The organism is uncultured Winogradskyella sp., assembly GCF_947498005.1.
Lineage (GTDB): Bacteria > Bacteroidota > Bacteroidia > Flavobacteriales > Flavobacteriaceae > Winogradskyella.
Genome location: NZ_CANMIW010000003.1, coordinates 322,507 through 335,825 on the forward strand (window position 1 = coordinate 322,507; position 13,319 = coordinate 335,825).

A 13,319-nucleotide genomic window follows, 5' to 3' on the forward strand; every position below is an offset into this window, starting at 1 on the left:
TAAAAATTATCAATTTAATAACATAAATTAAGCATTTAATTAGCACCTTTGTAACGGTTTAAAAAATTAATAAAATTTCTGGTCTAGACTATTATTAAGTCTAATAGAACGGAAATGAAAATAAAATTTTCATGAAAAAACACAATTTTAGTGCAGGTCCATGTGTATTGCCAAAATCGGTAATGGAACAAGCAGCAGCAGCAGTTTTAAACTTTGATGAAGGCTTATCCCTTTTAGAAATATCACATCGTAGCAAACCATTTGTTGATGTCATGGAAAATGCTCGATCTTTAGCTTTAGAGTTATTAGGTTTAGAAGGAAAAGGTTATAAAGCGTTGTTTTTACAAGGTGGCGCAAGCACACAATTTTTAATGGTAGCATTAAACCTACTAGAAAAAAGAGCTGGTTACTTAAACTCTGGTACTTGGGCAGACAAATCTATAAAAGAAGCAAAAATATATGATGATATTTACGAAGTAGGATCATCTAAAGCCGCCAACTTTAACTACATACCAAAAGGATACGATATCCCAGAAGATTACGATTATTTTCACTGTACGTCTAACAATACCATCTTTGGAACACAAATGAAGAGTTTTCCAAACTCTCCTGTACCAATGGTGTGTGATATGAGTAGTGATATATTTTCGCGTCAGTTAGATTTTTCTCAATTTGATTTAATCTACGCTGGAGCTCAAAAAAACATGGGTCCTGCAGGTACAACTTTAGTTGTTATTAAAGAAGATATTTTAGGTAAGGTGTCTCGTAAGATTCCTTCAATGATGGATTATAAAGTTCATATAGGAAAAGGTAGTATGTTTAATACACCTCCTGTATTTGCCGTTTATGTATCTATGTTAACAATGCAATGGTTAAAAGATTTAGGTGGTATTAAAGCTATTGAAGAAATCAACGAAAAGAAAGCAAGCTTAATATATTCTGAAATTGATTTAAACCCATTATTTAAAGGTTATGCTGTAAAAGAAGATCGTTCTAACATGAATGCAACGTTTACATTAGAGAACGAAAACCTTAAAGAAACATTTGATGCTATGTGTTTAGAAGCTGGTATCAACGGAATTAATGGACACAGAAGTGTTGGTGGCTACAGAGCATCAATGTACAATGCGTTGTCTTTAGATAGCGTTAAAGCACTTGTAGAGATTATGAGTGATTTAGAAAGTAAAGCTTAAAAAAGTAAGGAGTACTCTATGGAGTACGATTTAAAAATAATTATAATTTAAAGTCTTTGAGTTGAAAAACTTTTAAACTTTTAAACTTTTAAACACAAACATGAAAGTATTAGCAAACGACGGAGTTTCTCAAAGTGGTATAGATGCCTTAGAAGCTGCAGGTTACGAAGTTATAACAACAACAGTTGCCCAAGAACAATTACAAAACTACATTAATACAAATGAAGTTTCTGTATTATTAGTAAGAAGTGCAACAACAGTAAGAAAAGATTTAATTGACAACTGCCCTAGCCTGAAAATTATTGGTCGTGGTGGTGTTGGTATGGATAATATTGATGTAGAATATGCACGTGAAAAAGGCTTAAGTGTTATAAACACACCAGCAGCTTCATCTCATTCAGTTGCCGAATTGGTATTTGGTCACTTTTATGGTTTAGCACGTTTTTTACATAACTCTAATAGAGATATGCCATTAGAAGGTGATGCCAATTTTAAAGGCTTAAAGAAAGCTTATGCAAAAGGAACAGAATTAAAAGGTAAAACTTTAGGTGTTCTTGGTTTTGGTCGTATTGGTCAAGCAACTGCAAAAGTAGCTTTAGGTGCAGGAATGAAAGTTGTAGCCTTTGATCCATTTTTAGAGAAAGCAGATTTGCAATTAGATTTCTTTGATGGACAAAAAGTAAATTTTGAAATAAAAACAATTTCTAAGGAAGAGGTTTTAAAACAATCAGACTTTTTAACGTTACACGTACCAGCTCAGAAAGACTATGTTATTGATGAAGCTGAATTTAACCTAATGAAAGATGGTGTAATCATGGCAAATGCAGCACGTGGTGGTGTTGTTAATGAAATTGCACTTGTAAAGGCAATTGAAAGCGGTAAAGTAGCAAGAGCAGCTTTAGATGTTTTTGAAAAAGAACCAAAACCAGAAATTCAATTACTAATGAATTCTTCATTATCGCTTACACCACATACTGGTGCAGCAACAAATGAAGCGCAAGATAGAATTGGTGTTGAATTAGCTGAACAGATCATTTCTATACTAGGTTAATATTAAAATGTGACCAAAGCAAAAAAAGTGAGTCCTACAATTGTGGGACTTTTTTTGTACCTTAACAAACAATATTTAACATAAATTAATTCAATAAAAAATGGCAGGAATTTTAGACTTATTAAACAGTGACTTAGGAAAAACAATCATAAGCGGTGTTTCTGGATCAACAGGAACAGATCAAGGAAAAACCAGTAGTGTATTAACTATGGCTTTACCAGTACTTATGAAAGCAATGGAACGTAATGCTTCTACACCAGAAGGTGCAGCAGGATTAATGGGTGCATTAAGCGGTAAACATAACGGAAGCATATTAGATAACCTTGGTGGTTTATTTGGTGGTGGTGTTGATGAAGAAGTAACTAACGATGGTTCAAAAATTCTTAACCATGTATTAGGAAGCAAGCAACAAGGTGTTGAGCAAGTAATTGGTCAAAAAGCTGGTTTAGATTCTGGCGCAGTTGGTAACATTTTAAAAGTAGCTGCTCCTATTTTAATGGGTGTATTAGGAAAACAAGCTAGCCAAAACAATGTAAGCTCACAAAGTGGAATTACTGGTTTATTAGGCGGTTTACTTGGTGGTAGCGATACAGCTAACGAACAAAGTTTCTTAGAAAAAATATTAGATGCAGATGGTGACGGTAGCGTTATTGATGATGTAGCTGGTATGGTTTTAGGAGGTAGCAAAAGCTCTGGAGGACTTGGTGGTCTTTTAGGTGGTTTATTCGGAAAATAAAATAACTTCCCTTTTATATAAAGCAAAGCAGTTCTTACTATAAGAGCTGCTTTTTTATTGATTGCATTATTACACTTTAAAATTAACTAGGTTAACGTACTCAAAAGGAGTGTTCACATAATATAGGTTGTTATACCATTTAGTTTTCTATTGCTTTGTAGTGTTAATTCAAAGTGAAAACTCAAAAACACAAACATTTTTTAATATCTTTAAGTATGAAAAAGTTAATTCCATTTATTATTATTCTTATTTTAATTGCTAGTTGTAAATCTTATAACAACAACCAAACTATTAACAATGAGAACGAAAACAGCTTAGTACAGAGTGACACCGTAACTATAAGTAGTGACGAGAGTGATTATGAAATTATTATTATAGAACCTGGATTTAATACGTGGTTACTTACTACAGCACGACCAGAAGGCTATTATTCGCAAGAATGGCTAGAAACTAGAAATGCACTTATGGTACAAACATGGAACCAACGCAACTTACAACCTAGTGCTTTTGATCCATCACTATACGAGTTGCGAATTGATTACGACACCAGAACCGATTATGGCTATGAAGTAAATTATAAGCTATACAATTACTTTGTTTACTTTCAATTAAAATACAAACAAAGACTTTCTTCTTTTAGTCCTCGAATTTAGACTTATAATACATCTTTATTTATTAATTTTGAGGCACGATTAAAGTGCTATGGAAAAATTTAAAAAACATTGGGAAATACAACACAATTGGCAGTTGTTGTTTCCCTTTTTTGGTTTAATTGGTTTAGGATATTCTGCATTTAAAATTTCGAATTCAATTTTAAAGGACAATCATTTAATTCTAATAATTGCTGTCGCTTCTATCCTATTTTTCCTTTTATTGAAATTAACCCTTTTCATTTTTAAGAAACTTGAAAAAAAATGGATTCTAGATTATAAATGGGAAATGATTCGTGTTTTTATGGTATTTGCCATAACAGGCTCATCTTCATTGATAGTTGGAAGACCAATAATAAAGCTATTAGGAATTACTAAAGAAAACTTAAACCCTATCCTTTATTTGGTATTATTTATTATCATTGGGCTCATTTTTTATCAAATACTTTTAGTTACCTTTGGATGGTTATTTGGGCAATTCAAATTTTTCTGGGAATTTGAAAAGAAAATGCTCAGAAGATTTGGATTAAAACGGTTCTTAGATTGAATTTTAAAACACTAATATCATCAATATTTAAAAGCTTAGCGGTTCTGCTAGTGCTTGCTGTATTGTTGCCTTCTGCCGTAAAATTTAATCATGTTTTCACGCATCATTCACATAACGTCTGTGATGAAGATGATTCTACGAATACACATTTTCATGAAACAGATTTTGATTGTGATTTTTATAAATTTAAACTCTCAAATAATTTATATTTAGTATTCAACAATTTTGAACTAGATGTAAAGAAGACAAACGCTCAACAATTATCTTCATATTATAATTTTTCAACGAATTATAAGCCATTAAATAGATTTCTAAGAGGTCCTCCTCTAGCTGTGTAACTTTGAAATAAAACACATCAATAATTAAATCTAATTAATGAAGCAATTCATTATTGGCATGGCTCTAACATTAACTTGTTTTAGCTATAGTCAGACCTGTACATTTACTTTTTTAGGAGAACTTTCAGATTTCCATGACGGAACGCTAATCTCTTCAGCTACAATACATATCAAAGAAATTGATAAATATGTGGTATCTGATTTTGATGGAAAGTTTAAGATTGAAAATCTATGTAGTGGTACCATTACTTTAACCATTTCTCATGTTGGCTGTGAAACTAAAACGGTTTCATACCAACTAGATAATGATATGTTTAAGAAAATTTACTTAGAACATCATTTAGAAGAACTCAATGAAGTTACAGTAAGCACTAATCTTAAAACGGAAAGTACCAGTATAGAGCAATCTATCAATAAATCGGTTATAGAAAATTACTCAGACAAATCGTTAGGAGATGCTTTAAACTCATTAAGTGGTGTTTCTTCTTTAAATACAGGAAATACTATTGTAAAGCCTATGATACATGGTTTGCATAGCAGTAGATTATTAATAATTAATAATAATGTACGTATGTATGACCAAGAATGGGGAGATGAGCATGCACCAAATATTGATATCAATTCTAGTGGTAAAGTTGTTGTTGTGAAAGGTGCAAACACGTTAAGATATGGAAGTGACGCTATTGGTGGATTAATTCTTGTTCAACCGCAAAGGTATGCTGCAGTAGATAGTTTATTTGGCAGTTCTATGTTGTCATTAAATTCTAATGGATTTGGTGGTAATATTAATTCTGAAATTATAAAAACCTATAAATCGGGATTTTACGGTAGACTTCAGGCAAGCTATAAAAAGTTTGGGGATTTTAAAGCACCAGATTATTACTTAACCAACAGTGGTTTAAAAAACTTAAATGCATCAGCGAGAATTGGTTATAGAAGTTTTGAAAAAGGGTTTGATGCCTATTATAGCGTTGTTGATAACGAAATAGGCATTTTACAATCGTCACACATTGGAAACGTAGGTGATTTAGTTGCTGCTATTAACAGAACTGAGCCTCGTGTTATAGATGATTTCTCATATAATATAGATTATCCTAAGCAAAATATATTGCATCATTTAGCTAAAATTGAAGCTTATAAACGATTCAAAAATTTAGGAAAACTAACAGTACAATACGATTTGCAAATCAATAGACGAAAAGAATTTGATTTAAGACGAGGTGATCTATCAGACACTCCTGTTATTGATCTAAGGTTATTTACTAATGCTTTGCAATCTAATTTACATATGGATTTTATTGAAGGTCTAAAATTAGATATTGGAGCCTTAGTACGCTTTCAACAAAATGATGCAGTTTCTGGGACTGGTGTTAGTCCATTAATTCCAGACTTTAAAAAATTTGAAGCTAGTATTTACACAATAGGTAACTATAATTTAAATGCGTCTTCTAAAATAAATGCAGGTGTTCGCTACGATTATTCAAGAATTGAAGCAGACAAACGTTACAACCTAACTGATTGGAATGAAACCTATAATTATGATGAGTTATTTCCTGAATTTGAAACAAACACTATTGAAAACACAAGTATTTTAACAAATCCTGAGTTTACATATCATAACATTTCTGCTAATTTAGGCTACTCAAAACAGTTTGAAAGCGATTTATCGGTTTTTGCTAATTATGGCTTAGCAACCAGAGTACCTAATCCTTCAGAATTGTTTAGTGATGGTTTACATCATAGTGCCGCAAGAATTGAAACGGGTTTATTAACATTATACAAGGAAAGGGCTCATAAATTTGCAGCATCTATAGAGCGAAACAACGAGGATTTTGGATTTTCGATTAGTCCATATTTCAAATATATTAAGGATTACATGCAGCTTATTCCTGTGGGTATAACCACAACGATTAGAGGTGCTTTTCCTGTTTGGGAGTATAATCAAATCAATGCACAAATATTGGGTGTTGATATTGATGTTACCAAAAAAATTACAAATAGACTTAATTATGTAGGTAACTTAAGTCTTTTAAGAGGCCAAAATCTTTCAGATGACATTCCTCTTATTCATATGCCTGCAACAAACCTTACAAACAGTATATCTTATTATAATGATGAATTAAATCAATTAACAATGCGTTTAATTCACAAAACTGTATTACAACAAAAAAGATATCCAGATTACAACTTTTATACATACGAGCCAATACTACAAGAAGATGTCTATGTAGATATTAGCTCAACAACTCCTGCGTATTCATTATTTAGTTTTAATAGTTCAATGAGCTTCAAAGCTTTTAAAACAGGATCATTAAAATTAGAGTTTAATGTCGAAAACATATTTAATACCAATTACAGAAATAACTTAAATAGGCTTAGATATTATGCAGACGAATTAGGCAGAAACTTTAATATTAAAATTAAAATCAATTATTAACTCAATACATTAAAATTAAAAATTATGAAAAATATAAAATCAGTAAAAACAATTAAATTATTAGCCTTACTTCTTGTAACAAGTATCGCTTTTGTTAGCTGTTCTAGTGATGATGACGATCATGATGATCACGATCACGAAGAAGAGCTTATCACTACAGTAACTTACGAGCTTATTAACGGAACAGACATTGTTACTTTAGTATATCAAGACTTAGATGGTGAAGGTGGTGCAGATGGTAACACAACTGTTTCTGGTCCATTAACTGCAAATACAGTTTATTCTGCAACTATTGAATTGTTAAATGAAACTGAAAATCCTGCAGAAGATATTACAGAAGAAGTTGAAGCAGAAGGTGACGAGCATGAGTTCTTTTACACATCTTCTATTTCTGATGTAACAATCACTAAATTAGATGAAGATTCTGATGGAAACCCAGTAGGTATTGTAACAACATTTGTTACTGGTGACGCAGGATCTGGTTCATTAACTATAGAATTAATTCACGAGCCAACAAAACCAAATGATGGTACGTCTGCAAGTGCAGGAGGAAGCACTGATGTAGATGTAACTTTCCCTATCGAAGTACAGTAATTTAAGTTTGTAATACAGTTAAAAAAGCACTCTAACGAGTGCTTTTTTTATGCCTTATTGTAACTTTTTTGTGCACTAAAAACATAAGTATAAAACCACATAATAGTAAACGTTGGTATAATATCTAAACCTGGTAATCCTTCTTCTATTAAAGTAATTACTCCAGCTACTTTACCTGCTTTTCCATCGTATAATTTCGTCATTAATAATGCTGAAATTGGAGCCCAAACAATATCTGTAAATTCTCCAAAACCTGGAATTACGAATGAGACCATACCAATAGCATCTAATAACATGCCTAATCCTAATAATTTGTATTTATTCATATATAATATTTATTACCTATTATAACACAATAAGTATTCCAAAACCTATAAATCTTGAACTACTAACATTTCCTTAGTACAGTTTTTAACAAATAATTAAGACGTATGCAGAACATCTGAGGTTAGATTTGTAATAATAAAAATGTAACAACCGCTAAATAATTACATTTATATAGTATCATCAATCATCAGAAATCAATCAATTATGAACTCTCGTTCACACCTCTCACTCCTACTGTACTTTGTTTTAACGCTTTGTGTTTTCTCTCAAGATAAAAAATCACTTCAAATAGAACGTACAGAAAACGCGCCTAAAATAGATGGTCTATTAGATGATTCTGTTTGGGAGCATGCGGAAAACGCTACTGGTTTTACCCAAATTAGACCAGAAATTGGCAATAAACTACCACATGGAGAGCGCACAGAAGTAAAAATAGCTTACGATGATAATGCCATTTATATTTCAGCCTATCTCTACGATGATCCTTCAAAAATAATGAAGCAATTAACGTCTAGAGATAACTTTGGACAGAGTGATTTTTTTTTAATTGCACTAAATCCTAATAACGACTATCAAAACGACACTTATTTCGTAGTCTTTAGTTCTGGTCAGCAAGCAGATGCTATTGCAAACCCAACAATTGGTGAAGATTATGGTTGGAATGCCGTTTGGGAAAGTGCTGTAAAAATCAATGATGATGGTTGGGCTTTAGAAATGAAAATTCCTTACAGAGCTTTACGATTTGCAGATCAAGAAGAACCAACTTGGGGAATTCAATTCCATAGACATTTTAGACGATTTAGATCACAATATACGTGGAATCCATTAGACCCAACACAAGGATACGTTGGTTTATATCATGGAGAGTTAAAAGGATTGGATAATATTAAGCCACCTGTACGCTTAAATCTTTATCCATTTTCAACAGGCCTTGTAAATACCTATGATGGTGATACAGATACAGACCTCACATTTGGCATGGACGTAAAATATGGAATTACAGATAATTTTACTTTAGATGCTACATTGGTACCAGATTTTAGTCAAGCTGGTTTTGATAATGTAACTCTTAATCTTGGTCCTTTTGAGCAAACCTTCTCAGAGCAACGTCAGTTTTTTACAGAAGGTGTAGATTTATTTTCTAAAGGCGGTTTGTTCTTTTCCAGACGAATAGGAAATGGTCCAAGTGGGCAACTCAATTTAGCTAATAATGAAGAGGTAAATAGACCCAACGAAGTAAAAGTACTTAATGCATTAAAAGTTTCAGGTAGAACAAAAGACGGACTTGGTATTGGTCTTTTTAATGCTATAACAGAAAAAACATATGCTACCATTACAAATACAGACACACAAGAGTCACGCAGAGAAGTTGTAGAACCTTTTACAAATTACAATATTCTTGTTGTTGATCAGCAGTTTAACGGTAATTCTTCTATAGGTTTAATTAATACCAATGTATTAAGAGAAGGTAATTTTAGAGATGGTAATGCAACAGCTTTAGTTGGTGACATAAAAAATATAAGAAATACTTATAGAATTCTTCCTCAGTTAAAAATGAGTAATGTAAACTATCAAGACAGCGATTTAGAAACTGGTTATAGTACTTTTCTATATGTAGGCAAAACCCATGGCAATCTAAGGTACAGTTTTGATCACAGCTATGCAGATACTAAATACAACATCAATGACTTAGGACTAATTTTTAGAAATAACTATAACAATTTTGGTGTTGATATTTCGTATCAGATTTTTGAACCTAAGGGAAATTTAAATAGCTATAGCGTTAATGCTTACATGAATTATGAAAATTTAGCTAATCCAGGCACTTTTTCAGGCACTAATTTTGGCGCAGAATTCAATGCTCAAAACAAAGGATTAAACAACTTTGGTTTCTGGGCAGATTTTGAACCAGGTAAACAATATGATTTTTTTGAATCTAGAGATGGAAGACCTTTTATCTTTGAAAACTTTGCAAGTGGAGGTGGTTATTACTCATCTAACTACAACAATAAATTTGCGTTTGATATTAATGCTAATTCTTTCAAAATATTTGAAGAAGGCAGAGATTTATTTGGTTACAACCTTACTTTAAGTCCTAGATTTAGATTTAATGATAAATTTTTACTGATTTATTCAGCAAGACTTAATGTATCTAATGGATCTAGAGGTTACGCAACTTATGCAGATGATCAGCCTATTTTTGGAGAACGAAATAGACAATCCTTAACAAATAGTATATCTGCCAATTACACTTTTAATCCCTTAAATACTTTAGCCCTAACCTTCAGACATTATTGGGACACTGTAAAATATGATAATGAGTTTTTTACCCTTTTAGATAATGGACTATTAACTACCGCTTCTGGTTATACGTTTGATAATATTGGAGATAGTCCTAACATTAATTTTAGTACATGGAATATTGACTTTAGTTACTCATGGCAATTTGCTCCAGGAAGTTTTTTAACGACGCTTTACAGAAATCAACTTTTTAATAGAGATACCTTAGCAGAAGAAAACTATACAGACACCCTAAATAATCTCTTTGACCAGCCTATACAGCATACTTTTTCTCTAAGAGTGCAATATTTTATAGATTTCAATGGTATAAAATCTGTATTTAAAAGTAACAAATCTGCATCTTAGTTTTGTGCATTAATTCATTAAGTATTACTTTCACATCTTATGAATAAGACCGTAATTTCCGCAAAGCAAATAAAGAAAGCCTACAAAGATCTCCAAGTTTTAAAAGGTGTTGATCTAACGATATTAAAAGGCGAAGTCATTTCTATCGTTGGTGCTTCTGGTGCTGGTAAAACTACACTTTTACAGATTTTAGGAACTCTAGATAAACCAGATTACAACTCTGATACTGAGCTTGTAATAAATGATCAATCCATACAAACATTAAACGATAAAGCCTTAGCCAAATTTAGAAATAAGAACATTGGGTTTATCTTTCAGTTTCATCAATTATTACCTGAATTTTCGGCATTAGAAAACGTTTGTATTCCAGCTTTTATAAATAACACGCCAAAAGCTGAGGCGGAACAACACGCAATAGAGTTATTAGAATATTTAGGCTTAAAAGACAGAATACATCACAAACCCAACAGCATGTCTGGAGGTGAGCAACAGCGCGTTGCTGTAGCTAGAGCACTAATTAATAAGCCAAATATTATATTCGCAGATGAACCTTCTGGTAACTTAGACAGCGAATCCGCAGAACAATTACACAATCTATTCTTTAAGTTAAGAGATGAGTTTAACCAAACCTTTGTAATTGTTACTCATAACCAAGAATTGGCAGCAATGGCAGATAGAAAGCTAACAATGGTAGATGGCAAGATAATGGCTAAATAAGCTTTACTGTAACTAAAATCATCATTATTTACTCAGATCATTAATAATAAGATTTAACCAATTAATTGTTTAGTTCTTCACGCAACCATTTTACAATTTTTACATCTATTAGAGCAACCTAATCAGTCAATTTGAAAAACATAATTTTATTTCTTTGTTTAATATTATTCTTAAACTCGTGTACAACCATATTAAATAGCAAAACAACACGAGTAAATATTTATGCTTCTGATGATTCTAAAGTTGAATACAAAAATGAAGAAATTCAACTCAAAGAAGGTCAAGCTATAATATACCCTCTTCGCTCTAATGAAACTTTGCAATTCACTATTTCTAATGATAGCGTCTCAACTGATTTTAGATTTAATAGAGAAATATCCTCATTAATATACTTAAATATACCCTACACTTATGGATTAGGTATACTGATTGATCTTACTAATAATAAACGATTTACATACAGGAGAAATATATTTTTTGAGTTAGATTCAACTACAAATAAGTATCAAATTTTTGAAGGAAAAACGAATCCTTTTAAACAACATCAAACTTTTATTTACACATCACCAATGTTGGCAATGGATGTGTTTTCGCAACCGCAATTATCATTAGGAGTCGAATACTTTTTTTTAAACAATGCCAGTTTTAGTGCTGAATATTCAACCGTTTATACTAAAAGATTAGGATCTAGTTCTCGCTTAGAGGTTTTCGAAAATAAAGGTCGTTCCTTCAGATATGAACTTAAATACTACAATCTAACAAAGTTTATTAGAAACCCTAAAGTGAACGAATATTTAGGGCTAGAAGCACGCTTAGTGAGATATCAGTACAACAAAAGAATTAATTATTACAGATCTAATCAAGACATTAACTATTTTGTTAGTGAACAAATTGCTGTTCAAAAATCATTAGATATTTTTAACATAAAATATGGATTAAATTTTCCTGTAGGCAAGAAAATGTATATTGATTTATATACAGGTTTAGGTCTACGAAAAAAGACCTTTAAAAACCCAAATATTAATTACAATCCTGAAACCGATCGTTTTTTGGATGATGACAATCACTCCTTTTTTGGAATTAACAACAATTACCTAGAAGGTGTTCATGATCGTAATCTTCTCAATTTCTCTCTTGGATTTAAGTTTGGCTTTAAACTTTAAAGAATTGTTGAAATCTGTTTCTATTTTTATGGCAATACAACCCATAAAATAGTATTTTCGCTTAGAACTCTTTAATTTCATTTTTACATTATCCCAAGCCTAAAATGAACCCATTTTAAAGAGTTATTACCTTAATTAAAATATATGACAGTGAAGGAGTTCGAACCTATAATAGAAGTTCTAGAAGAAGCCTACGAAATACCGCGTCTAAATGCTACGCGAAAAATCTCAGCATTATTACCACATGATTATTACGAAACAGATAGACGTTACCCTGTACTCTATCTCCAAGATGGACAGAATTTATTTAACCCTTCTGCCCCTTTTGGTGATTGGGCAATTGATAAATCTATGGCAAAACTTGCCGAAGAAGGTCTTAGAAACCTTATTATCATCGCAGTAGATCATGGAAATGAAGAGCGCATCAATGAATATCTACCCTATTTTCATCCTAGATTTGGTGAAGGAAAAGGTAATTTTTATATTGAATTTATGATAGAACGGTTAATCCCTTATATCAACAGTCATTACAGAACCTTAACCGATTTTGAAAATACTGGTATTGGCGGAAGCTCAATGGGTGGATTAATTAGTCTTCACGCAGGACTCAAAAATCCCGGTGTATTTGGTAAAATGATGATCTTTTCGCCAAGTTTATGGATTTCTAATAAGATTTTTAAGAGTACTAAAACGTTTCAACCTTTAGAAAAATCTAAAATATACTTGTATTCTGGAGGACAAGAAAGCGAAGAACATTTACCTAATGCACATCGCTTAGGAAACCTAATTCAAGAGAAAATGGGAAAAGGGTATGATATCGATTTTCATTTTTCAATAAACGAACACGGAAATCATTCAGAAGCACATTGGCGAGAAGAATTCCCAAAAGCCGTTAAATGGCTTTATTTTAATTCATAATT

Annotated in this window: 13 protein-coding genes; 12 read left to right on the forward strand and 1 reads right to left on the reverse strand. The window is 31.8% G+C overall.

Going from position 1 to position 13,319, the window contains the following annotated elements; translation table 11 throughout:
- The first annotated feature begins 131 nt into the window (after nucleotides 1–131).
- The 8 genes from serC (at nucleotide 132) to Q0891_RS07260 (ending at nucleotide 7,546) form a co-directional block, all read left to right on the forward strand.
- A complete protein-coding gene (gene serC / locus Q0891_RS07225) occupies nucleotides 132–1,193 on the forward strand; it encodes a 3-phosphoserine/phosphohydroxythreonine transaminase (RefSeq protein ID WP_299100237.1) in 1,062 nt (353 codons plus the stop codon).
- Between the two features lie 100 nt (nucleotides 1,194–1,293).
- A complete protein-coding gene (locus tag Q0891_RS07230) occupies nucleotides 1,294–2,244 on the forward strand; it encodes a D-2-hydroxyacid dehydrogenase (RefSeq protein ID WP_299100239.1) in 951 nt (316 codons plus the stop codon).
- Nucleotides 2,245–2,344: 100 nt separating this feature from the next.
- Nucleotides 2,345–2,980, forward strand: coding sequence for a DUF937 domain-containing protein (locus Q0891_RS07235; protein ID WP_299100241.1), 636 nt, complete (start codon nucleotides 2,345–2,347; stop codon nucleotides 2,978–2,980).
- Nucleotides 2,981–3,195: 215 nt separating this feature from the next.
- Nucleotides 3,196–3,633, forward strand: a complete 438-nt coding sequence (locus Q0891_RS07240; protein WP_299100244.1) for a DUF6146 family protein — start codon at nucleotides 3,196–3,198, stop codon at nucleotides 3,631–3,633.
- Nucleotides 3,634–3,682: 49 nt separating this feature from the next.
- A complete protein-coding gene (locus Q0891_RS07245; RefSeq protein WP_299100246.1) occupies nucleotides 3,683–4,177 on the forward strand; it encodes a DUF6787 family protein in 495 nt (164 codons plus the stop codon).
- Nucleotides 4,174–4,515 carry a hypothetical protein gene (locus Q0891_RS07250; protein WP_299100248.1) on the forward strand — a complete coding sequence of 114 codons (342 nt, stop codon included), beginning with the start codon at nucleotides 4,174–4,176 and terminating at the stop codon, nucleotides 4,513–4,515. Before Q0891_RS07245 ends, Q0891_RS07250 begins: the two co-directional genes overlap by 4 nt.
- A gap of 37 nt (nucleotides 4,516–4,552) precedes the next feature.
- Nucleotides 4,553–6,952 carry a TonB-dependent receptor gene (locus Q0891_RS07255; protein ID WP_299100250.1) on the forward strand — a complete coding sequence of 800 codons (2,400 nt, stop codon included), beginning with the start codon at nucleotides 4,553–4,555 and terminating at the stop codon, nucleotides 6,950–6,952.
- Between the two features lie 24 nt (nucleotides 6,953–6,976).
- Complete coding sequence (locus tag Q0891_RS07260; protein ID WP_299100252.1) at nucleotides 6,977–7,546, forward strand: type 1 periplasmic binding fold superfamily protein; 570 nt, start codon at nucleotides 6,977–6,979, stop codon at nucleotides 7,544–7,546.
- 47 nt (nucleotides 7,547–7,593) lie between these two features.
- On the opposite strand, the gene Q0891_RS07265 is transcribed toward Q0891_RS07260, so the two are convergent.
- Entirely contained in the window at nucleotides 7,594–7,872 is a 279-nt protein-coding gene (locus Q0891_RS07265; RefSeq protein WP_299100254.1) for a hypothetical protein, read from the reverse strand.
- Nucleotides 7,873–8,077: 205 nt separating this feature from the next.
- Here Q0891_RS07265 and Q0891_RS07270 point away from each other — a divergent pair, with 205 nt between their 5' ends.
- The 4 genes from Q0891_RS07270 to Q0891_RS07285 all read left to right on the forward strand — a co-directional run bounded on the left by Q0891_RS07270 (nucleotide 8,078) and on the right by Q0891_RS07285 (nucleotide 13,317).
- On the forward strand, nucleotides 8,078–10,519 hold the full coding sequence (locus Q0891_RS07270; RefSeq protein ID WP_299100256.1) for a DUF5916 domain-containing protein: 2,442 nt from the start codon (nucleotides 8,078–8,080) through the stop codon (nucleotides 10,517–10,519).
- A 39-nt stretch (nucleotides 10,520–10,558) separates the two neighbouring features.
- Nucleotides 10,559–11,236, forward strand: coding sequence for an ABC transporter ATP-binding protein (locus tag Q0891_RS07275; RefSeq protein ID WP_299100258.1), 678 nt, complete (start codon nucleotides 10,559–10,561; stop codon nucleotides 11,234–11,236).
- Nucleotides 11,237–11,367: 131 nt separating this feature from the next.
- Nucleotides 11,368–12,399, forward strand: a complete 1,032-nt coding sequence (locus Q0891_RS07280) for a hypothetical protein (protein WP_299100260.1) — start codon at nucleotides 11,368–11,370, stop codon at nucleotides 12,397–12,399.
- 150 nt (nucleotides 12,400–12,549) lie between these two features.
- The gene (locus Q0891_RS07285) at nucleotides 12,550–13,317 is read left to right on the forward strand and encodes an alpha/beta hydrolase-fold protein (protein ID WP_299100262.1); all 768 of its coding nucleotides are present in this window, start codon (nucleotides 12,550–12,552) and stop codon (nucleotides 13,315–13,317) included.
- Nucleotides 13,318–13,319: the final 2 nt, after the last annotated feature.